Source organism: Geothrix rubra, from assembly GCF_030268065.1.
Lineage (GTDB): Bacteria > Acidobacteriota > Holophagae > Holophagales > Holophagaceae > Geothrix > Geothrix rubra.
Map to the genome: position 1 here is coordinate 303,733 of NZ_BSDD01000003.1, position 23,611 is coordinate 327,343.

General features: G+C 69.4%; 26 protein-coding genes and 1 pseudogene. 7 read left to right on the top strand and 20 right to left on the bottom strand.

What is annotated here, in order from left to right:
* The first annotated feature begins 22 nt into the window (after window positions 1–22).
* The 5 genes from tig to QSJ33_RS09470 all read left to right on the top strand — a co-directional run bounded on the left by tig (window position 23) and on the right by QSJ33_RS09470 (window position 6,812).
* Window positions 23–1,696: a trigger factor gene (tig, locus tag QSJ33_RS09450; protein WP_285724941.1), complete on the top strand. Its 1,674-nt coding sequence runs from the start codon at window positions 23–25 to the stop codon at window positions 1,694–1,696.
* 72 nt (window positions 1,697–1,768) lie between these two features.
* Window positions 1,769–2,365 (top strand): ATP-dependent Clp endopeptidase proteolytic subunit ClpP, encoded by a 597-nt coding sequence (gene clpP / locus QSJ33_RS09455; protein WP_285724943.1) that lies wholly within the window; start codon window positions 1,769–1,771, stop codon window positions 2,363–2,365.
* Window positions 2,365–3,492: a histidinol-phosphate transaminase gene (hisC, locus tag QSJ33_RS09460; RefSeq protein ID WP_285724945.1), complete on the top strand. Its 1,128-nt coding sequence runs from the start codon at window positions 2,365–2,367 to the stop codon at window positions 3,490–3,492. The genes clpP and hisC overlap by 1 nt, the downstream gene beginning before the upstream one ends.
* Entirely contained in the window at window positions 3,493–5,181 is a 1,689-nt protein-coding gene (locus QSJ33_RS09465) for a RecQ family ATP-dependent DNA helicase (protein ID WP_285724948.1), read from the top strand.
* 176 nt (window positions 5,182–5,357) lie between these two features.
* Window positions 5,358–6,812, top strand: a complete 1,455-nt coding sequence (locus QSJ33_RS09470) for a cytochrome c3 family protein (protein WP_285724950.1) — start codon at window positions 5,358–5,360, stop codon at window positions 6,810–6,812.
* Window positions 6,813–6,879: 67 nt separating this feature from the next.
* Here QSJ33_RS09470 and QSJ33_RS09475 read toward each other — a convergent pair whose 3' ends face one another.
* Window positions 6,880–7,137, bottom strand: a complete 258-nt coding sequence (locus tag QSJ33_RS09475; RefSeq protein WP_285724955.1) for a hypothetical protein — start codon at window positions 7,135–7,137, stop codon at window positions 6,880–6,882.
* 171 nt (window positions 7,138–7,308) lie between these two features.
* Here QSJ33_RS09475 and cmk point away from each other — a divergent pair, with 171 nt between their 5' ends.
* Window positions 7,309–7,971: a (d)CMP kinase gene (gene cmk, locus QSJ33_RS09480; protein WP_285724957.1), complete on the top strand. Its 663-nt coding sequence runs from the start codon at window positions 7,309–7,311 to the stop codon at window positions 7,969–7,971.
* Window positions 7,971–8,516, top strand: coding sequence for a hypothetical protein (locus QSJ33_RS09485; protein ID WP_285724959.1), 546 nt, complete (start codon window positions 7,971–7,973; stop codon window positions 8,514–8,516). The genes cmk and QSJ33_RS09485 overlap by 1 nt, the downstream gene beginning before the upstream one ends.
* A 46-nt stretch (window positions 8,517–8,562) precedes the next feature.
* Here the strand turns inward: QSJ33_RS09485 and cydB are convergent, their stop codons facing one another.
* The 19 genes and pseudogenes from cydB to QSJ33_RS09575 all read right to left on the bottom strand — a co-directional run bounded on the left by cydB (window position 8,563) and on the right by QSJ33_RS09575 (window position 23,540).
* Window positions 8,563–9,609: a cytochrome d ubiquinol oxidase subunit II gene (gene cydB, locus QSJ33_RS09490; protein ID WP_285724962.1), complete on the bottom strand. Its 1,047-nt coding sequence runs from the start codon at window positions 9,607–9,609 to the stop codon at window positions 8,563–8,565.
* A gap of 9 nt (window positions 9,610–9,618) precedes the next feature.
* The gene (locus QSJ33_RS09495; protein WP_285724964.1) at window positions 9,619–10,953 is read right to left on the bottom strand and encodes a cytochrome ubiquinol oxidase subunit I; all 1,335 of its coding nucleotides are present in this window, start codon (window positions 10,951–10,953) and stop codon (window positions 9,619–9,621) included.
* A 286-nt stretch (window positions 10,954–11,239) separates the two neighbouring features.
* Window positions 11,240–11,473: a thioredoxin family protein gene (locus QSJ33_RS09500; RefSeq protein ID WP_285724966.1), complete on the bottom strand. Its 234-nt coding sequence runs from the start codon at window positions 11,471–11,473 to the stop codon at window positions 11,240–11,242.
* A 9-nt stretch (window positions 11,474–11,482) separates the two neighbouring features.
* A complete protein-coding gene (locus QSJ33_RS09505; RefSeq protein WP_420801391.1) occupies window positions 11,483–12,475 on the bottom strand; it encodes a permease in 993 nt (330 codons plus the stop codon).
* 201 nt (window positions 12,476–12,676) lie between these two features.
* Window positions 12,677–12,937: pseudogene (locus tag QSJ33_RS15600) on the bottom strand (GNAT family N-acetyltransferase); the annotation flags it as partial.
* Complete coding sequence (locus tag QSJ33_RS09510; protein ID WP_285724969.1) at window positions 12,931–13,350, bottom strand: arsenate reductase ArsC; 420 nt, start codon at window positions 13,348–13,350, stop codon at window positions 12,931–12,933. The gene QSJ33_RS09510 and the pseudogene QSJ33_RS15600, both read right to left, overlap by 7 nt.
* Window positions 13,347–14,441, bottom strand: a complete 1,095-nt coding sequence (gene arsB / locus QSJ33_RS09515; protein WP_285724972.1) for an ACR3 family arsenite efflux transporter — start codon at window positions 14,439–14,441, stop codon at window positions 13,347–13,349. Before arsB ends, QSJ33_RS09510 begins: the two co-directional genes overlap by 4 nt.
* A 4-nt stretch (window positions 14,442–14,445) precedes the next feature.
* Window positions 14,446–15,276 (bottom strand): arsenite methyltransferase, encoded by an 831-nt coding sequence (gene arsM / locus QSJ33_RS09520; RefSeq protein WP_285724974.1) that lies wholly within the window; start codon window positions 15,274–15,276, stop codon window positions 14,446–14,448.
* Complete coding sequence (locus QSJ33_RS09525; protein ID WP_285724976.1) at window positions 15,269–15,673, bottom strand: ArsR/SmtB family transcription factor; 405 nt, start codon at window positions 15,671–15,673, stop codon at window positions 15,269–15,271. Before QSJ33_RS09525 ends, arsM begins: the two co-directional genes overlap by 8 nt.
* 106 nt (window positions 15,674–15,779) lie before the next feature.
* Complete coding sequence (locus QSJ33_RS09530) at window positions 15,780–16,187, bottom strand: OsmC family protein (RefSeq protein WP_285724978.1); 408 nt, start codon at window positions 16,185–16,187, stop codon at window positions 15,780–15,782.
* A 2-nt stretch (window positions 16,188–16,189) separates the two neighbouring features.
* On the bottom strand, window positions 16,190–16,585 hold the full coding sequence (locus tag QSJ33_RS09535; RefSeq protein WP_285724980.1) for a carboxymuconolactone decarboxylase family protein: 396 nt from the start codon (window positions 16,583–16,585) through the stop codon (window positions 16,190–16,192).
* Window positions 16,586–16,599: 14 nt separating this feature from the next.
* Entirely contained in the window at window positions 16,600–16,950 is a 351-nt protein-coding gene (locus QSJ33_RS09540; RefSeq protein WP_285724982.1) for a rhodanese-like domain-containing protein, read from the bottom strand.
* Window positions 16,950–17,273 carry a thioredoxin gene (gene trxA, locus QSJ33_RS09545; protein ID WP_285724984.1) on the bottom strand — a complete coding sequence of 108 codons (324 nt, stop codon included), beginning with the start codon at window positions 17,271–17,273 and terminating at the stop codon, window positions 16,950–16,952. The genes QSJ33_RS09540 and trxA overlap by 1 nt, the downstream gene beginning before the upstream one ends.
* A 12-nt stretch (window positions 17,274–17,285) precedes the next feature.
* Complete coding sequence (locus QSJ33_RS09550; RefSeq protein WP_285724986.1) at window positions 17,286–17,576, bottom strand: rhodanese-like domain-containing protein; 291 nt, start codon at window positions 17,574–17,576, stop codon at window positions 17,286–17,288.
* Between the two features lie 4 nt (window positions 17,577–17,580).
* Window positions 17,581–17,745 carry a DUF6132 family protein gene (locus tag QSJ33_RS09555; protein WP_285724988.1) on the bottom strand — a complete coding sequence of 55 codons (165 nt, stop codon included), beginning with the start codon at window positions 17,743–17,745 and terminating at the stop codon, window positions 17,581–17,583.
* 5 nt (window positions 17,746–17,750) lie between these two features.
* Complete coding sequence (locus QSJ33_RS09560) at window positions 17,751–17,972, bottom strand: YgaP family membrane protein (RefSeq protein WP_285724990.1); 222 nt, start codon at window positions 17,970–17,972, stop codon at window positions 17,751–17,753.
* Window positions 17,973–17,981: 9 nt separating this feature from the next.
* Window positions 17,982–21,281 (bottom strand): efflux RND transporter permease subunit, encoded by a 3,300-nt coding sequence (locus QSJ33_RS09565; RefSeq protein WP_285724992.1) that lies wholly within the window; start codon window positions 21,279–21,281, stop codon window positions 17,982–17,984.
* Window positions 21,271–22,302: an efflux RND transporter periplasmic adaptor subunit gene (locus QSJ33_RS09570; RefSeq protein WP_285724994.1), complete on the bottom strand. Its 1,032-nt coding sequence runs from the start codon at window positions 22,300–22,302 to the stop codon at window positions 21,271–21,273. Before QSJ33_RS09570 ends, QSJ33_RS09565 begins: the two co-directional genes overlap by 11 nt.
* On the bottom strand, window positions 22,299–23,540 hold the full coding sequence (locus QSJ33_RS09575) for a TolC family protein (RefSeq protein ID WP_285724996.1): 1,242 nt from the start codon (window positions 23,538–23,540) through the stop codon (window positions 22,299–22,301). The genes QSJ33_RS09570 and QSJ33_RS09575 overlap by 4 nt, the downstream gene beginning before the upstream one ends.
* Window positions 23,541–23,611 lie beyond the last annotated feature (71 nt).

Consider the following 23,611-nt stretch of genomic DNA (forward strand, 5'->3'; position numbering starts at 1 on the left):
CCACGCATCACCAGGAGCACCCATGTCCGTGACCCTCCACCACCACTCCCCCACCCGCAAGTCCGTCGAGGTGACGGTCCCTGCCGCCGAGGTGGGCACCGCCTTCAACGAGGTGGTGGCGAAGATCGCCCCGAAGGTCCGCATCCCGGGCTTCCGCCCCGGCAAGGCCCCCCGGGCCGTGCTCATGCAGCGCTACGCCCGCGAGATCCAGTCCGACGTGGCCGAGCAGCTGGTGGACCGGCACTTCTGGAAGGCCGCCCAGGAGGCGGGCGCCATGCCCATCTCGCGCCCCGCCCTGGAGAAGCTGGACCTGAAGGAGGGCGCCGACGCGGTCTTCAAGGCCCAGTTCGACGTGGCCCCCGTGGTGGACCTGCCGGACTACAAGACGCTGCAGCTCACCAAGAAGAAGCGCGCCATCGACGAGGCCGCCATCGATGAGCACCTGGAGGGCCTCCGCCAGCGGGCCACCAGGCTCCTGCCGGTGGACGAGGCCGTGGCCGAGGGCCTGGTGGTCACCTGCGACATCCGGGTGAAGCCCCAGGGCCTCAAGGCCCAGACCTATGCCGACCAGGTCCTCCAGATCGAGGCGGGCCGCCCCTTCGACCAGGAGATCCTGGGCATGAAGGCCGACGAGAAGAAGGCCTTCACCATCAACCACCCCGCCGACGACGAGAACCGGGTCCTCGCGGGCAAGACCCTCGCCTACGAGGTCACCGTCAAGGACGTCCGCCGGAAGGAGACGCCCGAGCTGAACGACGAGTTCGCCAAGGACATGGGCGCCTTCGAGAACCTGGCCGCCCTGAAGGCCGCCATCCGCAAGGACCTGGAGGAGGCCGCCGAGCGCGACGCCGTGGCCCGCCTCCATGCCAGCCTCCTGGACACCCTGCTCGACGCCGCCCCCTTCGAAGTGCCCCGTTCCATGGTCATCCTCCAGCTCGACGACTACTGCCAGGAGTTCGCCCAGACCGTGGCCCGCCAGGGACTGGATCCCAAGAAGGTGAACTGGGAGGCCTACCGCCGCTACCGCCTCAACGATGCCGAGCGCGCGGTCCGCAGCGGCTACCTGCTGCAGGCCATCGGCAACGCCGAGGACATCCAGGTCGCGGAAGAGGAGATCGACGCCGACATCCGTTCCTACATGGAGGAGAACAAGGTCCAGCAGCCCTTCGCGGCCTTCAAGGCCGAGCTCGAACGCCGCGGGAACACGACGGAGATCAAGGGCCGCATCCGCACGGACAAGATCTTCGACAAGCTCGCCGCCGCCGCCACGGTGACCGAGGAGCTCCTGGACAAGGAGGCCTTCGCGGCCCTGGTGGAACTCGAGCGCAAGCGCGAGGCCGGCATCCCCGTGGGCCGCTTCGACGCGGGCGGCCTGGAGGGTGGCGACCTGGAGGACCAGGAGGGCGGCGAACCCGCGGCCGTGAGCCCCGCGGAGCACGTCCACGGTCCCGACTGTGACCACGATCACGACCATGGCCACGCCGAGGCGAAGCCCGCGAAGAAGGCGGCCAAGGCCGAGGCCCCCGCCGAGGAGAAGCCCAAGAAGGCCGTGAAGAAGGAAGAACCCGCCGAAGAGAAGCCGAAGAAGGCCGCGAAGAAGGAGGAGGCGGTCGAGGAGAAGCCGAAGAAGGCTGTGAAGAAGGAAGAACCTGCCGAGGAAAAGCCCAAGGCCAAGAAGCCCACGGCCAAGAAGTAGTCTGCGGAAGCGCGTGCCGAAGGGGCGCCGCTGGCGCCCCTTTGCTATCCTGATGACCCAGCCGGAGGGCCCATGCCCAGCAGCTACTATCCCCCCATCGTCATCGAGCAGACCCCGCGCGGCGAGCGCAGCTACGACATCTATTCGCGCCTGCTGAAGGACAACATCATCTTCCTGGGCACCGCCATCGACGACAACGTGGCCAATGCCGTTGTGGCCCAGATGCTCTTTCTCGAGAGCGAGGACCCGGACAAGGACATCCAGATCTACATCAACAGCCCCGGCGGCAGCGTCACGGCGGGCCTGGCCATCTACGACACCATGCAGTTCGTGAAGAACGACATCGTCACCTACTGCATCGGCCAGTGCGCCTCCATGGGCGCCCATCTCCTGGCCGCGGGCACCAAGGGCAAGCGCTTCGCCCTCCCCAACGCCCGCATCATGATCCACCAGCCCAGCGGCGGGGCCCAGGGCCAGGCCACCGAGATCGAGATCACCTTCAAGGAGATCCAGCGCCTGAAGGAGAACCTCGCGGCCACCTTCGCCAAGCACACGGGCCAGCCCCTGAAGAAGGTCATGAAGGACATGGATCGCGACTACTTCATGGGCGCCGAGGAGGCCCTGGAATACGGCATCGTCGACAAGGTGCTTTCCGAACGGCCCCTGTGATGAATTCCGCACTGTCCAGCCTTCCCGCCTTCGAGCACCTGGCGAGCATCCCCCTCTACGTGCCCGGCAAGCCCATCCAGGAGGTCCAGCGGGAACTGGGGCTCACCAGCATCGTCAAGCTGGCCTCCAACGAGAACCCCTGGGGACCGACCGACGCGGTGAAGACCCGGGTGGCCGCGGCGGTGACGGGTGCGGAGTTCGAGGGCCTCGGCCTCTACCCCGTCAGCGACGGCTGGTACCTGCGGCAGCGCATCGCCCAGCGCAAGGGGATCACGCCGGACCGGGTGATCCTGGGCAACGGCAGCAGCGAGATCCTCGAGATGATCGCCAAGGCGGCCCTCCTCGACGGCGGAAGCGCCGTGGTGCCCAGGCACAGCTTCGCCATCTACGGCATCGCCACCCAGACGGCCGGCGGACGGGTCATCGAATCCCGCGCCAGCGCGACCGAGTTGGATGTGGATGACATCCTCCGCAGCGTCGCCGCGGACACCCGGCTGGTGTACCTCGGCCACCCCAACAACCCCACGGGCCTCCGCCTGGAGCGCGCCGCCCTGGAGCGCCTGGTGCGCGGCCTGCGCGAGGACATCGTCCTGGTGGTGGACCAGGCCTATGCCGAGTACGAAGATCCGGCCGAATACCCCGATGCCGCGGGCTACCTGGATGAGCGCCCGAACCTGCTGGTGCTCCACACCTTCTCCAAGATCCATGCCCTGGCGGCCATGCGCATCGGCTACGGGCTGGGCTCGAAGGAGCTGATGCAGTACCTGGAGCGGGTCCGCAGCCCCTTCAACACCAACCACCTGGCCCAGGTCGCCGCCGAGGTCGCCGTGCAGGACCTGGCCTTCGAGGCCTTCTCCCGCCAGAAGAACCACGAGGCGCGCACGGCCTTCGTGGCCGAAGCCGCCCACCACCGCTGCCAGCTCTCGGGGACCTCCGGCAACTTCATCCTGCTGGAGAGCGCCTTCCCGGCCGCCGAGCTCTTCAAGGAGCTGCTGCAGCGGGGCGTGATCGTACGCCCCATGCAGGGCTACGGCCTGCCGAACCACATCCGGATCACCTTCGGAAAGCCCGAGGAGATGGCGGCCTTCTGGAAGGCGGCCAGCCCCCTCCTCGACGGCGGCTGCTGATTGCCGCCAGTCCCCGCGGAGATCGAACGCCTGCGCGCCCTGCTCGCGCAGGGCGCGAGGTCGGCCTGCCGTGAGGGGCTGGACCAGCTGCGGTCCCGCTATCGCCAGGAGCCCGGGGCCTTCGATCCGGGAGCCATCGCGGCCCTGAAGGCCCTGGCCGCGGAGCTCGAGGCGGCGCCGGATCTCCGCGCGGCCCTCAAGGCCACCTTCGGCTACGGCGACTTCCGGCCGGGCCAGCGGGAGATCATCGAGGCGGTGCTGGCGGGCCGGGACGTGGTGGGCGTCATGCCCACGGGGGCCGGCAAGTCCCTCACCTTCCAGCTGCCCGCCCGGCTGCTGGGTGGCGTGACGCTGGTGGTCTCGCCCCTCATCGCCCTCATGAAGGACCAGGTGGACGCCCTCACCGAGGCGGGTCTCCGGGCCGCCTTCCTGAACTCCAGCCTGGATGCGGAGACCCGCCGGGAGCGCATCCGCGCCCTCAAGAACGGTGAGCTCGAGCTGGTGTACGCCGCGCCCGAGGGACTGGAACTGTATCTGGCGGACCTCCTCCAGGAGGTGGACCTGCGCCTCATCGCCGTGGACGAGGCCCACTGCATCAGCCACTGGGGTCACGACTTCCGGCCGGCCTACCGCACCCTGGCCGGGCTGAAGCGGCGGTTCCCGGGCGTCCCGGTGCTGGCCCTCACGGCCACCGCCACCCCCGAAGTGCGCAGGGACATCGCCGCCCAGCTCGACATGCGGTCGCCCCTCGAGGTGCAGGGCTCCTTCTTCCGGCCGAACCTGCGCATCAGCGCCTACCGCAAGGGCGCGGAGGGCCAGCCTGCGGTCCGGGAGGCCATGCTCCAGCTGGTACTCGCCCGTCGCGGCGAGAGCGGCATCATCTACTGCCTGTCGCGAAAATCCGTGGAGGCCACTGCGGCCTACCTCGCGGGGCACGGACTGCGCGCCGCGGCCTACCATGCGGGCATGGAGGCGGGCGCGCGCACCGCCGCCCAGGAGGCCTTCCAGCGGGATGATGTGGACGTCATCGTGGCCACGGTGGCCTTCGGCATGGGCATCGACAAGAGCAACATCCGCTACGTCATCCACCGGGATCTGCCCAAGAGCGTCGAGGGCTGGTACCAGGAGATCGGCCGCGCCGGGCGGGACGGCGCCGACGCCGACTGCGTGCTGTTCTACGGCTGGGGCGACGTGCTCAGCTACGACCGGTTCACGGATGGGCTCGATCCCGCCCTGGCCCAGGCCCAGCAGCGGCAGACCCGGGACCTCTTCCGCCTCGCGGAATCGGGACGCTGCCGCCACCAGGCGCTGCTGGCCCATCTGGGCGAGCGCATGGAGCCCTGCGGCGCCTGCTGCGACAGCTGCGCGGGCCTCGATCCCCTGGCCTCGGCGGCGCCCGTCCCGCGCGGGCGGAGGGGCTCGCCGCGGGGCGACCGGCCCGCCGTGCCCCCGGGTCCGGTGGATGGCGAGGCCGCCCTCTATGGCGACCTGAAGGTGCTTCGCAAACGGTTGGCGGACGAGCGGGGCGTCCCCGCCTACGTGGTCTTCAGCGATGCCACTCTGCAGCAGATGGCCCGGTTCCGGCCCGCCACGGACGCCGAGTTCCTGGCCCTCAGCGGGGTGGGCCCCAAGAAGCTGCTCCAGTACGGCGAAGCCTTCCTCGCAGTGCTCCGGAACCGCCAGGCGTGATGCCCCTCGCGCGATTTCGGTCACATTTCCGAATCGAAATCGAGTCCGCTCCTGCATTTGCGGAATGAGCCCCTTCCCTTCGCTTGTCTGGCCGGGGCCCTGACATTAGTGTGATGGAATGTATTTCACACCCGGACGTCCTCTGTCCGGACACCCTTGGATGATGAGGTGACGGCATGAGTCTTGGAGAACGGTCCCGCGAGCTGGGCCGATCGCTCTTCTACACCGGGAAGAACTGGATCACGATCCTCGGGTTCATCCTCACGACGGGCACCGGCGCCAGCCTGGTGATCTTCTGGGGCCAGGAGCTCGTCAGCACGCACCCGATCCATCCCTACGCCGGCATCGTGCTCTTCCTCATCCTCCCGGCCCTCTTCGTGGCCGGGCTGCTGCTCATGCCCCTCGGCATGTTCCTCCGACGCCGGAAGCTCCGGATGGCCGGCGAGCTGCCCACCGAGTACCCCAAGGTGGACCTGACGCTCCCCTCCGTCCGCAAGCTCATGCTCGGGGTCGGCCTCGCCACGGCGGCCAATATCATCATCGTGGGCACGGCCAGCTTCAAGGGCGTGGAATACATGGATTCTACCAAGTTCTGCGGGCTGACCTGCCACACGGTCATGCAGCCCGAGTACACCGCCTTCCTGAATTCCCCCCATTCCCGCGTCGGCTGCGCCCAGTGCCACATCGGTCCCGGCGCCGGCTGGTTCGTGAAGTCCAAGCTCTCCGGCACCCGCCAGCTCTTCGCGGTGCTCTTCAAGACCTACAGCCGGCCCATCGAGGATCCCGTGCAGAACCTGCGCCCCGCGCGGGAGACCTGCGAACAGTGCCACTGGCCCCAGAAGTTCAGCAACGACAAGCTCTTCATCCACACCAAGTACGCCGATGACGAGGCCAACACCCCCGCCACCTCGGTCCTGATGGTGAAGATCGGCGGCAACACCGCCATGGGCCAGGTGGGCATCCACGGGCGCCACATGGCGGACGGCACCACCATCACCTACGTGAGCACGGACGGCCATCGGCAGGTGATCCCCAAGGTCACCTACACGGACAAGACCGGCAAGACCATCGTGTTCGAGAGCGACGACTTCAAGTCCATCCCCGCGGACAAGCTGGCCAAGGCCGAGACCCGCACCATGGACTGCATCGACTGCCACAACCGGCCCACCCACGCCTTCGAGCTCCCGGAACGGGCCGTGGACGAGGCCATGTCGAGCCGCGCCATCAGCACCGACCTCCCCTTCATCAAGAAGAAGGCCGTGGAGGTCCTGAAGGTGGACTACCCGAGCCGCGAGGCCGCCCGCACGCAGATCCCGGCCGCCATCGCCGCCTACTACCAGGCCTCGTACCCGGCGGTCTTCCAGCAGCACAAGGATCTCGTGGACCAGGCCGGCCAGGCCGTGCTGGCCATCTACCTGCGGAACGTGTTCCCGGAGATGAAGCTCACCTGGGGCTCCCACCCGAACAACATCGGGCACGAGGACTTCCCGGGCTGCAACCGCTGCCACGACGGCAGCCACACCTCCGCCGACGGCCAGACCATCCCGGCGGACTGCGACACGTGCCACGTGCTCCTGGCCCAGGACGAGAAGGACCCCAAGATCCTCAAGGACCTCGGCCTGGCCAAATAGGCCCGACCCATCAGACAAGCAGAAGGGGCGCCGCGAGGCGCCCCTTCTGCTTGCGGCTCCCGAAGGTCTACTTCTTCTTGGCGTAGTACTCCTTCAGCCAGGTGGGATCCACTTCCTTGGCCTTCTTGACCTTCATTTCGTTCATGAGCCACTTGCCGGCATCGTTGAGGGAGTCCTTGGACATCTTCTCAGCGTGGCAGGACTTGCAGCTGGTCACCTGGGTGATGCCGGCCTCCTTGGCCTTCTTCAGGAAGGCGGGCTTGGCGCTGGCGGGCAGGGCCAGCAGCAGGGCCGCGGCGGCGAGGAACAGGGTGGAGCGGCGCATGTGGCCTCCGGATGGTTCCGCCATGCCGATGGCGGAAGGATGTGCGGCGAGCATTATGCGCCGGAATTCCTGTGGCGACGGTCAATTAAACAAGATTGAATCTTGGTCCCAACAACAGATCAAGAGCCCCCCGCATGGACCGCGCCGCGGGCAGCCCTCAGAATCGAAGGCATGGAACCTTGCCTCCCCCTGATCGCCCTCGACGGCCCCAGCGGCGTCGGGAAATCCACCACCGCTCGCAGGGTGGCCCAGGCCCTGGGCTGGGACTACCTGGACACCGGCGCCATGTACCGCGCCGCCACCCTGGCGCTCGCCCGGCAGGGCGTCGACCTGGCGGACCGGCCGCGCCTGGAGCGGGCGCTCGCGGGACTCCGACTGGCCCAGGAGGGCATCCGGATCTTCCTCGACGGGGAGGATGTGAGCGAGGCCATCCGGAGCCTGGAGGTCACCCGGAACGTCACCCCCGTCAGCGCGGACGCCCGGGTGCGCGAGGTGCTCGTGGACCAGCAGCGCGCCATCGGGAAGCGGGGACGCTGGGTCGTGGATGGCCGCGACATCGGCACCGTGGTCTTCCCCTCCGCCTGCTGCAAGATCTTCCTCACGGCCAGTCCCGAGGCGCGGGCGCGCCGCCGCCACCTCGAACTGGCCGAGAAGGGCGACGCCCCGCCCCTGGCGGAGGTGCTGGCCGACCTCCAGCGCCGGGACGCGGCGGACACCACCCGGGCCGTGGCGCCCCTGCGCCGGGCGGCGGACGCCGTGGAACTGGATTCCAGCGGCATGACCTTGGAGCAGGTGGTGGACTGGATCGTGGCCCGGCACCGGGCGCATCCCTGATGGACTGGCTGCAGGGTCTCCGCGAGACGGGCGCCGAGCCCTGGGAGCCCGTGGGCACCGGGAGCTTCGCCGCCGCCTCCCTCGGGTTCGCCGGGCTCATGGTCGTTGCGGCCACGGTCCAGGACGGCTGGATCCCCCTGCTCGACGGCGTGAACCTGGTGTTCCATGAAGCGGGACACCCGATCTTCGGCCTCTTCGGCTCCGAAACCCTGGGGTTCCTGGGCGGCACCCTGATGCAGCTGCTGGTGCCGGTGATCGTGGGTGGGGCCTTCTGGCGGAAGCGCCAGGCCCTCGGCGCCGCCGTGGCCGCGCTGTGGGCCGGCGAGAACGGCCTCAACATCGCCCGCTACATGGCGGACGCCCGGAGCCAGCTCCTGCCCCTGGTGGGCGGCGGCGAGCACGACTGGGCCACCCTCTTCGGCCAGTGGGGCTGCCTCGCGCGGGACACGGCCATCGCCGGTGCCGTGCGGGCGGCCGGCTGGATGGTGATGCTGGGGGCCTGGGCCTGGCTGGCTTGGCGATGGCGCCGGTCCCGGCAGGCGTGAGAAGGGCCCGGTCGCCCGGGCCCTCTCGACCTGCCTCCGCAGAAGCTCAGTAGCCCTCGCCCTCCGCGGCGGCCTTCACCTTGCCCCGGTGGAACCGGAAGAGGAAGGCGAAGTAGCCGAGGGCGATGGGGAAGCCGATGAGCCACCACACCAGGCCCGCCCGGAGCCCGGGGCCGCCCACGCTGGCGTTCAGGGCGGTGAGGCTGTAGGCCGGATCGAGCGTGGAGCGCAGCATCACCGGGTAGACGCAGGCGGCGCTGGCGGCCAGGATCCCCAGGATGAAGGCGCTGGAGCCGAGGAAGGCCAGCAGCGGGCGCGCCTGCTTGGTGCCCACGAACACGAGCGCGAGGCCTGCCAGGAAGATGAGGGTGGCCAGCCAGCCCAGGGGCGCCCGGGACAGGTTCTGGAAGATGCCGGGGTTGACGAGGGAGGTGGCGTAGCTGGACACGATCCAGAGCACGAGCACCAGGCCCCAGAGCTTCATCACGAGCCCGCGGGCCCGGTCGTGGACCGCCCCTTCCGTCTTCCAGGCCAGGAACAGGGCGCCATGGCCCGCGAGGGTGGCCAGGGCGAAGACGCCGATCAGCACGGTGTACCAGTCGAGGATGCCCGGATGCGTTCCCACCCGGAAGTTCGTCCAGAGCGCCATCTCGAAGTAGCCGGAGCCGTCCACCGGCACGCCCCGCAGGACGTTCCCGAGGGCCGCGCCGAAGAGCACCGGCAGGAGGATGCTCGAGACGGCGAAGGTGGTGTCCCAGAAGTGGCGCCAGAGGCCGTCCCGGAGGTGCGAGCGGAACTCGATGGAGATCCCGCGGAGCATGAGGCACCACACCACCAGCCACATGGCCAGGTAGAACCCGGAGAAGCCGGAGGCCAGCACCTTGGGGAAGGCGAGGAACATGGACCCCCCGCCCGCCAGCAGCCAGACCTCGTTGCCGTCCCAGAGGGGACCGATGGCGCCGAGCACCTCCCGCCGCTCCTCGTTGGTCTTGGCCACGAAGAGGTGCAGGATGCCGGCGCCGAAGTCGAAGCCGTCGAGCACCACGTAGATGGCCACCATCACCGAGACGAGCCAGAACCAGAGCATTTCCATGATCGCCTCCTAGGCCTTCTCGGCGTGGGATTCAGGGCCGTGGGCCAGCTCGCGCCCGACGAGGAAGAGGAAGAGGATCCCCAGCACCACGAAGATGCCGGCGAAGCCGAGCGTGGTGAAAGCCGTCTGGCCTGCGTTCACCGTGGGGCTGCCCCCCTGGGGCGTGCGCAGCAGGCCGTAGAGCAGCCACGGCTGCCGGCCGAACTCCGTCACCACCCAGCCCGCCGTGGTGGCGATGTAGGGGAAGGGGAACGCCAGCATCAGCGTCCAGAGCATGGCCTTGCTCGATTCCAGCTTCTTCCGCCAGAGCAGGAGGGCCGCCAGCCCCATCACGAGGATCATCAGCGTGCCCAGGCCCGCCATGATGTGGAAGGCGTAGTAGAGGAACTCGATGTTCTGGGGCCACTGGTCCTGGGGGAAGGCCTCCAGGCCCTGGACGTTGCTGGAGAAGGATCCGTAGGCGATGAAGCTCAGCACGGCCGGGAGCCGGATGGGGTTCTCGATGCGGCGCTGGGCCACATTGGGCTGCCCGATGAGCGTGAGGGGCGCGTGGGTGCCGCTGTCGAAACGGCCCTCCATGGCGGCCAGCGTCACCGGCTGGTGCTTCGCCACCATCTTGCCCTGCAGGTCCCCGGTGGGAAACGCCACCAGCACGCTGAACACCAGGCCGAGAAGCGTCCCCACCTTCAGGTTCAGGCGGGCCTGGGTCTCATGGATGCCCTTCAGGCTCCAGAAGGCGCCCACCGCGGCCACCACGAAGGAACCCGTCACCACCGTGGCCACCATGTTGTGGGCGTACTGCACCAGGGCCCAGGGGTTCAGCAGGAAGGTCCAGAAGCTCGTGAGCTGCAGGGTGCCGTCGGGTCCCAGGGCGTAGCCCACGGGGTGCTGCATGAAGGCGTTGGTGGCGATGATGAAGTAGCCGGACAGCCAGCTGCCGATCCACAGCGCCAGCGCGGCGCCGAAGTGGCCCTTGGGGGAGAGTTTCTTCTCCCCCCACACCAGCAGTCCCAGGAAGCTGCTCTCCAGGAAGAAGGCGAACATGCCCTCCATGCCCAGGGTCTGGCCGATGATGCCGCCGGAGAAGCGGGAGAACTGGGCCCAGTTCGTGCCGAACTGGAACTCCATGGGGATGCCGGTCACCACGCCGATGGCGAAGTTGATGCCGAAGATCCGGATCCAGAACCGCGCCGCGTCGTTGTAGCGGGCCTCGCCGGTCTTCAGCCCCAGCGCCTTCAGCACCACGATGATGAAGGCGAGGCCCATGGTGAGCTGGGGGAACAGGTAGTGGAAGGTGGCCGTGAAGCCGAACTGGAGCCTGTGCCAGAAAAGCGGGTCCCCCATGGGTCCTCCCTGTGGAATCGGTTCCGCGCGGGCCCGGCCCGCGTCGGTGACGAGTATCACACGGCCGCAGGGAGCCGGACCCTCGGGCCTGCGAAAATCAAGGCCGGACGGCCTTCTCCGGATGCCCGCGGGTGGTGACGCAGATCACACAGAAAACCATAGAACTACATTCTTAATTGCCCATACTGTTGTCCAAGCCTGACCGCAGCCGCAAGGCAATGGCTGAGGACTCAGGGGTAGGGGAGGCGGGCCCATCGTGGGCCCGCCAGTTCCGTACGGGCCGGAATCAGGCCTTCAACAGCTCCGCCAGGCTGCGGACCGTGGGCACGTGGCCCTGCACCTTGAGGACGCCGTCCACCGCCATGGCCGGGGTGCTCATGACGCCCCGGGCCATGATGTCGGGGATCTCCTTCACCTTCACGATCCGGTACTCGAGGCCCAGGGAGCGGGCGGCCTCCTCCGCGTGCTTGGCCAGCAGCTCGCACTTGGCGCAGCCGGTGCCGAGGATCTCGATGAGCATGGCGGCCTCCTAGAGAAGGGCGTTGAACAGGTAGCCCACCAGGAGGATCCCGGCGGCCACCACGGCGAGGAAGACGGCGATGAGGCGGGGCTTCAGCACCTTCCGGAGGATGATCGTCTCCGGCAGGGAGAGGCCCGTCACCGCCATCATGAAGGCCAGCACCGTGCCCAGGGCCGCGCCCTTGCCCAGGAGCGCCTGGACGATGGGGATCACCCCGGCCGCGTTGCTGTAGAGGGGCACGCCGATGAGCACCGCCAGGGGCACGCTCCACCAGGCGGCCTTGCCCATGATGTGCGCCATGAGGGCCTCGGGGGCGTAGCCGTGGATGAAGGCCCCTACGGCGATGCCCGCCAGCAGGTAGGGCCACACCTTGCCCACGATGTCCCGCACGCCCTGGACGGCGATCTCCAGCCGGGCCGGGAAGCCCAGGCGTGATTCCTCCGCCGCCTGGGCCGCGTAGGGGATCTCCATCACCCAGGCCTCGAGGTGCCGCTCCATCCGGAGTTTCCCGATCACCCAGCCCGCGAGGAAGGCGACCCCCACGCCGGTGCCCGCGTAGAGGAGGGCGATCTTCCAGCCGAAGAGGCCCAGCAGCAGGAAGAGGGCCACCTCGTTCACCATCGGCGCGGACACCAGGTAGGAGAAGGTCACGCCCAGGGGCACCCCCACCCGCACGAAGCCGATGAAAAGCGGCACCGCCGAGCAGGAACAGAACGGCGTGACGATGCCCAGGAGGCTGCCCAGCAGGTTCCCCCACGCCCCGGCCCGCCGGGCCAGGATGTCGCGGGTGCGCTCGGGGCTGAGGAAGGTCTGGACGAAGGTCACCCCCAGCACCACCAGGGAGAGGAGCATCAGCACCTTCGGCGCGTCGTAGGCGAAGAAGGCCACCGCCGAGCCCAGGCGGGAATCGAGGCGCAGATGGAACACCCGGGCGGTGAGGGCGTTGGCCGCGGGCTCCAGCCAGTGGTAGGCCAGGAACCAGAGCGGCAGGGCCGGGATCAGCCAGCCGCCCCGGGCGAGGAACCCCGGTCCCTTCGGCGCAGAGGGGAGCCCCTGGACGAGGACCGGCGTGCAGGCGCAGGCACAGGCCCCGCCGGCGAACTGGGACGTGGCCTGGATCCCCGCGGGGATCTCGTCCGGCCGGGCCAGGCGATAGCCCCGCGCCACCATCCACGGCCCCACGGTGTCGGTCTTCAGGTAGCGCGGCCGGGCCCCGGCCGCGGCCTCGGCAGCCTGCATCAGACGCCCCCCCAGGCCGCCGCCCCGGTGCCCGGGCGCCACCACGAGGGAGCGCACCAGCACCGCGTCCGCCGCAGCCTCCAGGGCCACGTGCCCGATGAGGGCGCCGGCCTCCTCCGCGACCCAGCCCTCGGTGGCCTCCAGCGCGTCGAGGGGCAGCTGCTCGGCCGCCAGAACGGCGCGGACGGCCTCCAGGTCCTCCGCCGTTCTCGGTCGGATCACCATGCCCGTTCCTCCTTCAGCGTCTCCAGGCGGCGCCGGATCTCGTCCCGCCCGGCCCGGAAGCGGGCCCGCAGCTCCTCCGGCGCCAGGGAGGGATCGTCGCTGGCGGGATCGGGGATGGGCCAATGGAGCCGCTCGGCCTTGCCCAGGAAGAGCGGACACACCTCTTCGGCGCAGAGGGTGATGACGAGGTCCACCGTGGCCGGATCGATGGTCTCGACACTCTTGGAAGTGTGGGTGGTGGCATCGATGCCCTGTTCGGCCAGGGCCTCGAGGGCATAGGGATTCACGCGGCTGGGCCGGCTGCCCGCGCTCTGGATGCGGAAGCCTGGGAACATCTGCCGGGCCAGGCCCTCGGCCATCTGGGAACGGGCGCTGTTGGCCACGCAGAGGAAGAGGATGCTCTGGGTCCTCACGGCTTCACCTCGGGATCGGTGGCGGGGCAGCAGATGACGCCGGCGACGGATTCCGCACATTCGGGATACCAGCGACGCTTGAGCCAGAGGGCCACGTTCACCAGGCCGATGAGGACGGGCACTTCCACCAAGGGGCCGATGACCGCCGCAAAGGCCGCCCCGTGGGCGATGCCGAAGGTGGCCACGGCCACGGCGATGGCCAGTTCGAAGTTGTTGGAGGCTGCCGTGAAGCTCAGGGTGGCGCTCTGCGGGTAGGTGGCGCCCACCTTCTTGGACATCCAGAAGCTCACGAGGAACATCACCACGAAGTAGATGAGCAGCGGAATCGCGATGCGGAGGACATCGAAGGGCAGCTTCACGATGGCGTCGCCCTTCAGGCTGAACATGACGACGATGGTGAAAAGCAGGGCCACCAGCGTGAGCGGGCTGATCTTGGGCACGAACACCCGGTGGTACCAGTCCAGGCCCTTGATTCGGCCCAGGATGAGCCGGGTCAGGAAGCCTGCGAGGAAGGGAACGCCCAGGTAGATGAAGACGCTCTCGGCGATCTGCCCGATGGTGATGGCGACCACCGCCCCGTGGAGGCCCAGGTTCGCGGGCAGCACCGTGACGAAGAACCAGGCGTACACGCTGAAGAAGAGCACCTGGAAGATGGAGTTGAAGGCCACGAGCCCCGCGCAGTACTCGGTGTCGCCCTTCGCCAGGTCGTTCCACACGATGACCATGGCGATGCAGCGGGCCAGGCCGATGAGGATGAGGCCCACCATGTACTCGGGCCGGTCGCGCAGGAACAGCACGGCCAGCCCGAACATGAGCAGGGGCCCGATCACCCAGTTCTGGAGGAGGGACAGCCCCAGCACCTTCCGGTTCCGGAAGACCAGGTGCAGTTCCTCGTAGCGCACCTTGGCCAGGGGCGGGTACATCATCAGGATCAGGCCCGCGGCCAGGGGCACGCTGGTGGTGCCCACGTTCCAGGCGTTGATGGCCCGGTTGAAGTCGGGGACGGCCCAGCCCAGCAGCACACCCAGGCCCATGGCCAGGAAGATCCATAGGGTGAGGTAGCGGTCGAGGAAGGCGAGGCGCTTCTGCATGGCACTACCGGGGCTTCCTGGCGGCAATGATCATGCTGGCCACGTAGTCGGCGGGCCGATCCGCAGCGGGAAGCTGCTCGGCCAGGGAGTCCCCTTCCGGCAGCATGGCCGCCACGGCCCCGGCCTTGTCCTCCAGCGACAGATCCACGAGGCCCGCCGCCAGGATCATGGCCTTCAGGTCGTCCACCAGGGCGGCCCCGGCGATGCAGCCCACGTGGGCCAGCACGTCCGCACGGATCGCCTCGGGCAGCGGGCGGAGCAGCACCATGTCCGAGATGGACACGCGGCCGCCGGGCTTCAGCACGCGGGCGATCTCCCGCCAGACGGCAGCCTGGTCGGGGCTGAGGTTCAGGACGCAGTTCGAGATCACCACATCCACCGAGGCGTCGGGCAGCGGAATCGCCTCGATCTGGCCCAGGTGGAACGCGACGTTGTCCAGGCCCGTGCGGCGGCGGAAGTCCGCGGCGTTCTGCCGGGCCCGGGCGACCATCTCCCGCGTCATGTCCAGCCCGATCGCCTTGCCCTCCGGACCCACCCGCTGGGCGGCGAGGAAGACATCCAGACCGCCGCCCGAGCCGAGATCCAGCACCGTCTCGCCGGACTGCAGCTCCGCCAGGGCCGTGGGGTTGCCGCAGGAGAGGCCCAGGTTCGCCCCCTCCGGCAGGGTGGCCAGCTCGGCATCGCTGTAGCCGACCCCCTGGGCCACGGCCTCGGCGCTGCCCCCGCCGCAGCAGGAGGACTGGGGCCCGCAGCAGCCCCCGCCGCGGACGGTGGCGATGGCCGAGTACGCCGAGCGGACGGCCTCGTGGACGGGGTGATTGGACAGCTCAGGCATGGGCGGTTCCTTTCGCGGCAGAGGCGCTCTTGGGGGCAGGGACGGCGCAGCAGGCCCGCAGATCCTGGTTCCGGGCCTGCAGGGCGGTGGCATGGTCGGCTTCCACGGCGGGGTCCCCGGCCAGCTCGGGCCAGAGGACGCCCAGCAGGGCCGTGGGGAAGGGCTCGGGCACCAGGGCGTAGTGGACCCAGCGGCCCACCTTGCGCTCGGACACGAAACCGGCCCGGCGGAGGTCCGAGAGGTGCTGGGAGATGGTCGAGGGGGCCAGGCCCACCACCTCCGTGATCTCGCAGACGCAGAGCTCCCCGCCCCGGAGCATGGCCAGGATGCGCAGACGCACCGGATGGGCCAGGGCCTTGAGGCGATCCACCAAGGGCGGCAGGGCTTGTTTCGTCATTTCGTCATTCTCCGAAATGAAAATATACGCCCTGCCCCGCCCCGCCGCAAGGGGTAAATACGAAGCCCGGCGGAGGCCCGCCGGGCTTGGCTCCAGGCTCTGTCGCTCAGCCCTCGACCACGATCTCCGTGGTGATGGCGGCGGTCTTGCCCAGCATGGCGGAGACGCCGCAGTACTTCTCCTGGGAGAGCTGCACGGCGCGCGCCAGCTTGTCCATGGGCAGGTCCCGGCCCTTGAAGCGGTAAGTCACACGGATGGCCGTGAAGACCTTCGGATGATCCTCCGACTGGTCGGCGCTGACCTCCACGGCCAGCCCCTCGAAAGGCACCCGCATCTTCTCGAGGATGCTCACGACATCCATGCCCGTGCAGCCGCCGAGGCCCGCCAGCAGGAGCCCCTTGGGGCGCACGCCGCGGGAGGTGCCGTCGGGCCCGGGCACGTCGATGGGGATGCGCCGGCCCTCCTGCTCCGCCTCGAAGGCCATGCCGGAGGTCCAGGTGACGGTGGCCTCCATGCTCACCCCCGCGCCGCGTCCAGATCGGCGAGGATCGGCGCCGCGGCGTCGATGACGCCCACGGCGATGAGATGCCGGGCGATGCGGACGGCATCCATCACCTCGTCGGCCGTGGCGCCTTCGGCCATGGCCATGCGGGCCTGGGAGCGGGCGCAGGCGGGCTGGCGCCGGGCCAGGGCCGCGGAGACGGCCATCAGGTGGCGGTACTTGAGGGGGATGGTGCTCTCCGCCCGCGCGACGCTGCCCTTTGACAGCATGGCCGTGGACAGCAGGAGGTCGGGCGCCTGGTCCTTGAGCTGCGCGGGCCATTCGGGCAGGGTGTCGCCCATCTTGCCCTGCATCATCTGGAGCACCTGGTCGGGCGTGGGCATGCCCTGGGCGGGGGTGGGTTCAGCCATGGTCGGCCTCCGGTTCAGGAAAGGAAGGATTGGATGCGGCGCCAGGAGCCCAGGTTGTGGACCTCCTTGAACCCCTTGCGCTTGAGGATGCCGACCGCGAAGCCGCTGCGGCTGCCGCTGTCGCAGCAGAGGAGCACGGGTCGCGCGGGGTCCAGTTCCTTCGCCCGGGCCTCCAGCTGGTCCGCCGGGATGTTGATGGCCTTGGGATGGCCCGCTGCCTTGAACTCACCCTTGGTGCGGACATCCACGATCTGGGCCCCGCGCTCGAGCAGGGCCTTCACGTCGGCGGCCGAGGCGGAACGCTTGCTCCAGAGCAGGTAGCCGATGACCCCGACGGGGATGAGGTAGATCCAGGGGAAATCCATCAGGCGCCCATCTGCTGGAGGGCGTTCGTCAGGACATGGGCCGGCTGGACGCCCACGAAGCGCTGCTGGATGCGGCCGTCCTTGAGGATCACCAGGGTGGGGATGCTCTGCACGCCGAACTGGCTGGCCAGCATCGGCTCCTCGTCCACGTTCACCTTCGCGACGATCGCCTTGGGGCCGACGGTCTTGGCCACTTCGTCGAGGATGGGACCCTGCATGCGGCAGGGGCCGCACCAGGGGGCCCAGAAATCGATGAGCACGGGCTGGGGCTGGGAGGTGGCCTTGGGGAAGGCGCCGGTGGTGAGGTGGATGACGTCGGACATGGGGGCTCCGGATCAGGAAAGGTCGGGATGGAAGGTCCAGGGGCCCAGATTGTGGGCATCGTACCCCTGGTGCCTGAGGTAGTTGACGGCCTGGAAGCTGCGGGCGCCGCTCTCGCAGCAGAGCAGCAGGGCCCGGTCCCTCGGGAGGCGCTCCTGGGCCAGGGCCGGCAGCAGGTGGAGGGGGAGGTGCAGGCTGCCCGGGGCGTGCCCGCCCTGGAACTCGGGGGCCGACCGGACATCCACCACCAGGGCGCCGCCGTCGAGGAGCTCCCGGGCCTGCTCGGGGTTCAGGAAGAAGCTCATGCGCCTACCTAGCCGTGGCCCAGATCAGTCCCATCACCGCGCCATAGGTGATGGCGCGGAAGGGGGTGGCGGTGAGGGGGCAGGCCCCCGTGCTGCAGCCCACCAGCCGGTGGTAGGCGTAGCCCAGGGCCCCGCCGATGACGAGGCCCAGGGCGAGGCGGACGGCCATGGCCTTCACTTCACCCCCGGCGCGCAGCAGGAGGCGGCCTGGTCGGGCACCCCCAGCTTGCGGAGGATGCTCGCCAGCAGACACCAGTTGGTGATCCCGCTCTGGAGGAGGTTGGCGCCCACGAAGGCGGTGAGCCACAGCCAGTTGGGGTTGTGGAAGTGGGCCAGGGCCAGGCTCGCCAGGATGAAAGTGCCGGCGAAGACGTGGACGATGCGGTCGACGGTCATGGGGAGCTCCTATTCGTCAGAGTCGGGGTGGGAGGCCTGCCGCTGCAGTTCGGCGGCGCGGCTGCGGCGGGCGATCAGGTAGTAGAGGACAGGGATGGAGGGCACGGAGAGCAGCGTGGCCGCCACGGAGCCCGCCATGAGGCTGATGGCCAGCCCCTGGAAGATGGGATCCGCCAGCATCACCAGCGAGCCCACGATCACCGCGGCGGCGGTGAGCAGGATGGGCCGGAACCGGACCACGCCCGCCTCCTCCACGGCCAGGGCCAGGGGCATGCCCTCGCGCAGCTTCAGCTCGATGAAGTCCACGAGGATGATGCTGTTGCGGACGATGATGCCCGCCCCGGCGATGAAGCCGATCATGCTCGTGGCCGTGAAGAACGCGCCGAAGAGGCCATGGGCCGGGATGATGCCGATTAGGCTGAGGGGGATGGGCACGAGGATCACCCAGGGGATCTCGAAGCTCTCGAACCAGCCCACCACGAGCACGAAGATCAGCACCAGCACGGCCGCGAAGGCCATGCCGAGGTCGCGGAACACCTCGAGCGTGATGTGCCACTCGCCGTCCCACTTCATGATCAGGTTCTCGGTGTTCTCAGGCTGGGCGAGGCCCAGGCGCTCGATGTGCGCGCCGCCGGTGCCCTTCAGGGCGTCGATCTTCTTGTTGAGGGCCGCCAGGGCGTAGACCGGGCTCTCGATGGTGCCGGCCAGGTCGCCGAAGACGTAGGTCACGGGCATCAGGTCCTTGTGGAAGATGACCGGATCCTCCGTGCCCCGCTTCACCGTCACCAGCTCGCTGACGGGCACCATGCCGCGGGCGCCCGGTACGGAGAGCTGGAGGATCTGGTCCAGCCGCTGCCGCTTGGCTGCAGGGATCTGGATGATCACCGGCACCTGGCTGGAGCCGCGCAGCACGTGGAACGCGCCGGCCACGTGGCCGTAGCCCGCCATGTAGAGGGTCTGGATCACGTGGGCGGGGGCCACGCCGTGGAGGGCGGCCTTCTCCCGGTCCAGCACGAGGCTGATCTTGGGGTTCGTGGCGTTGAGGGTGGAATCCACGTCCACGATACCATCCACGGACTTGAAGGCCTTGAGGACCTCCCCGCCCAGGCGCTCACGCTCCGCCTCGGAGGGACCGTAGATCTCGGCCACCATGGTGTCCATGACCGGCGGTCCGGGCGGGATCTCCACCAGCTTCATGCGGGCGCCGGCGGGGTTCGTGATCTTCTCCAGCTCGGGGCGCAGGCGCACCACGATCTGGTGGCTCTGCTCCTTGCGATCGCCCTTGGGCACCAGGTTCACCTGGATGTCCACCATCTCGGCCCCCTGGCGCAGGAAGCTGTGGCGGACCATGCCCACGAAGGTGAAGGGCGCGGCCTCGCCGGCGTACACCTGCACGTTGCGGACCGTGGGTTCCTTCAGCAGGCGCCGGGCCACGTCCTGGCCCACGGCCAGCGCGTTCTCCCGGGGCGTGCCCGCGGGAAGGTCGAGCTGGACCATGAACTCGGACTTGTTGTCGAAGGGCAGCATCTTGACCTTCACCACCCCGAAGCCCACGAGGGACATGGCGGCGATGAGCAGCAGGAACACGCCCCCGAAGAAGGTCCAGCGGACCTTCGGCTGATTGAGCAGGGCGCGGATGGCCTTGCGGTAGAGGGCGGCGAACTTCGTGTCGGGGGCCACCTCGGGGTTGTCCGGGTGGTGGCGGTGGGCATGGACCTCCGGCGCGGCCGTCTCGGGTGTGGCGGGATGCAGGCCGGTCTCGTCCGTCTCCGGAAGGTGCGCCTCGTGCTTGAAGGCGTGGAGGCTGGCCCAGGGGCTGATGATGAAGGCGATCAGCAGGCTGAAGATCATGGCCACGCTGGCGCCCACGGGGATGGGCCGCATGTAGGGGCCCATGAGGCCGCGGACGAAGGCCATGGGGAGGATCGCCGCGATGACGGCGAACGTGGCCAGGATGGTGGGGTTGCCCACCTCGTCCACCGCCTCCACCACGATCTGGGCGAAGCTCTTCGGCCGGCCGGGGAGGTGCATGTGCCGGTGGATGTTCTCCACCACCACGATGGCATCGTCCACCAGGATGCCGATGGAGAAGATCAGCGCGAAGAGGGTGACGCGGTTCAGCGTGTAGCCGAACAGGTAGGTGATGAGCAGGGTGAGGGCGAGGGTCACCGGGACCGCCACGCCCACCACCACGGCGCTCCGCCAGCCCATGGCCAGCAGGATGAGCGCGATGACGCTGAGGGTCGCGATGAGGAGGTGCTCGATCAGCTCGTTGGACTTGTCGCCGGCCGTCTCACCGTAGTTGCGGGTGACGGTCACCTTCAGGTCGCGGGGGATGAGGTTGCCGCGCAGGGCGTCCACCTTGGCCAGCACGGTCTCGGCCAGGGCGGTGGCGTTGGTGCCGGCCCGCTTGGAGAGGGCGATGCTCACGGCGGGCTCGAAGCCGGGCTTCGCGCTGTCCGCGAACAGCACCATGGGCGGCTCGGGATCGGTGGCATCCACCACCTTGGCCACGTCACCCAGGAAGATGGGCTTCATGTCCCGGACGCCCACGACCAGCCGACGCAGTTCGGAGGCCTGGAGCACAAAGCCGGTGGCCTCGAGCTCCGTGCGCTGGCCGCGGTCCACCAGGGCGCCCGCGGGCAGCTGGGCCTCGGCCGCCTGGAGGGCGGGCTGGAGCTCGGCGATGGACATGTTCAGCGAGCGCAGGCGATCCACGTCCGGCTCGATGCGCACCTGGCGCGCCGCGCCGCCGATGACCTTCACCTGGGCGGTGCTGGGCACGTCCGACAGTTCCCGGGCCACCACGTCGCCCATGCGCCGGAGGCTGCCCGGCGTCTGGCCTTCCCCGTGCAGGGTGAGCACGAGGAAGGGCACGTCATCGATGGTCTGGAGCTTGATGATGGGCTTCATCGCCCCGGGCGGGAGGATCTGGGGGTTGGCCTTCAGCTCCTGGTACACCTTCACCAGGCTGGGCTCCTGGGGCTCGTTCACCTTGAAGCGCACGGTGATGAGCGCCATGCCCGGCGTGCTCATGCTGTAGAGGTACTCGACGCCGGGGATGCCCCACAGGCGGCGCTCCAGCGGCGTGGTGACCTGGCTCTCGATCTCCTTGGGGCTTGCGCCCGGGTAGGGCACGTAGAGGTCCACCATGGGGACGATGATCTGGGGTTCCTCCTCGCGGGGCGTGAGCACCACGGCGAGGACGCCCAGCATCAGCGACGCCAGGACGATGAGCGGCGTCAGCTTGCTGCGCAGGAAGGACTTGGCGAGGCGACCCGCCAAGCCGAGCTTGGGTTCACTTGCCATGGCTCACCTCGGCCTGGCGCACGTCGATGGGCTGGCCATCCTGGATGGCGCCCGGGTTGTCGATGACCTTCTCGCCGTCCTTCAGGCCGGCGCGCACGGGGACCAGGTCCCCCACGGCCTCGCCCAGGGACAGCCAGCGGAGCTCCGCCTGGCCGTCCTTGGCCACGAAGACCCCCGACAGCTCGCCGCGCTGCACCAGGGCGCTCTTCGGCACGGTGAGGTTCTCGGCATGCAGGCCGGGCACGAGGATGCGGGCGAAGGTGCCCTGGCGCAGGCCCTTCGGCTTGAGGACCTTGGCGCGCAGGGTGCCCTTGTGGCTCCACGGATCGCCCCCGGGGGCCAGGGCCGTGATCTGGGCCTCGCCCTGGGTGTCCTCGGCGGTGAAGGCCACCTTCTGGCCCACCTTCAGGCCCTTGGCCTCGCTGGCGGACACCGTGGCCACCAGTTCCTGTTCGCCGTCGGCGTAGAGCTCGACCAGGGGCATGCCGGGGCCCACGAAGTCCCCCTCGTTGACCTTGCGGGACTGCACCACCCCGGCGAAGGGGGCCCGGATCTGGGTGTAGGCGATGTTGGCCTTGAGGGCGGTGACGCCCGCCTGGGCCTGGGCCACCTGGGCCTCCACCTGCTGGAGCTCGGCGATGGTGCTGGCCTTCTGGGCCTGCAGCGCCACGATGCGGCGATGCTGGGCCTCGATGGTGGCCAGCCCGGTCTCGGCGGCCTTCAGCTGGCCCTGGAGGTCCTGGTCGTTGAGGGAGATGAGGAGGGTGCCGGCGGCCACGCGCTGGCCCTCTTCCACGAGGACGCGCTTCACCTGGGCGGCCATGCGGGTGGACATCATGGCCGTGCGGGTGGACTGGAGCGTGGCGGCCACCCAGGCGCCCCCCTCGGGGGTGCTGGTGGCGGCGAGGGACACGGCTACGCGGGGGAGCGCCTTCGCCTCGGGACGGGTCTCCTTCTGGCCGCAGGCCAGGGTGCCCAGGAGCGCGCTGGTCACGGCCAGGGCGGAGAGGGTGGTCTTCATGGCTGGACTCCTTCGATGGGGGTGCCGGTGGCCAGGTCGAGGCTGGCGCGGCTCACGCGAAGTTCGTAGAGGCTCTGGAGGATGAGGGTGCGGGCGCCCTGGACGGCGGCTTCGGCGTCGAGCACCTCGATGAGCGGGGCCAGGCCCTCCTTGTGGCGGGCCTCCCGCAGGCGGCGGGACTCCTCGGCGGCGGCCAGGGCGTCCTTGGCGGCGGCGTAGCGGGCCTCGGCGGCCGTGACGGCCTCCCGGGCCACGCGGGTCTCATGCTCCGCCTGCTGCTCCTTGAAGATCTGCATGTCCTTGGCGGCCTGCGCCTGGGCCTTGGCAGCCCGGGCCTTGGCCAGGTCCGGGGCGGAGAACACCTTCCACTTCACCCCCACGCCGGCCCAGGTCCAGTCCCCCTTCTGGGACCAGGAATGGTGCAGCGTGCCCGCGCCCAGCTCCAGGCCCACCTCGGGGAGGTTGTTGCCCTTGGCGGCCTTGGCGCCCTCGCCCGCGGCCTTGGCCTGCAGTTCCGCGGCCACCAGGTCGGGCCGGCGCGCGGGCGCGGCGGCCGGCGCCGGGGTCCCCGGCTCCAGGGGCGTCGCCAGGGCACCGTCCACGGGGCCCTGTCCCAGGAGCAGACCCAGGCCCGAGCGGGCCGAGCGGATCTGCATGACGACCTCGGCCTTCTGGGCATCCACCTGCGCGTGGAAGGCCTTGAGGCGCTGGAGCTCGGATTCGAGCATGAGGCCCTGGTTCACCCGGGCCCCCACGAAGTCCTCCATGCCCTTCACCCAGGTCTCGGTGTCGCCCACCCACTTGAGGGCCTGCTCCGCCACCTCGGCGCCGAAGTAGGCCTGCACCACCGCCAAGGCGGTCTCCTGCTTGCGGCGTTCCTGGCTGGCGGCCTCGGCCTGGGCCATGAAGTCGCCGGCCTTCCGGGCCGCGGTGATGCGGCCGCCGGTGTAGAGGGGCTGCTGGAGTACCGCGGAACCGCCGTAGGCGCCGATGGCGTCGGGGTGGTTCAGCACCAGGGGATTGAAGTCCGCCATCCCGATGCGCGCCTGGTTGAGCTTGATGCCGAAGGCCATCATGGGCTCGTTGGTGCGCACCCCCTGGGCCTGCAGGGTGAGGGTGGGCAGGCGCAGGTCGCGGTAGCCCTCGGCTTCCGCCTTGCGGCTGTCCACCATGGCCTGGCCGGCCTTGAGGCCGGCCTGGTCCACCCAGGCCTTGCGGATGGCATCGGTGACGGTCATGCTGCCCTGGCCCCAGAGACCCGTTCCCGCAGCCAGGAGCAAGCCGAGCCTTTGTATGACTTTATTGGTCA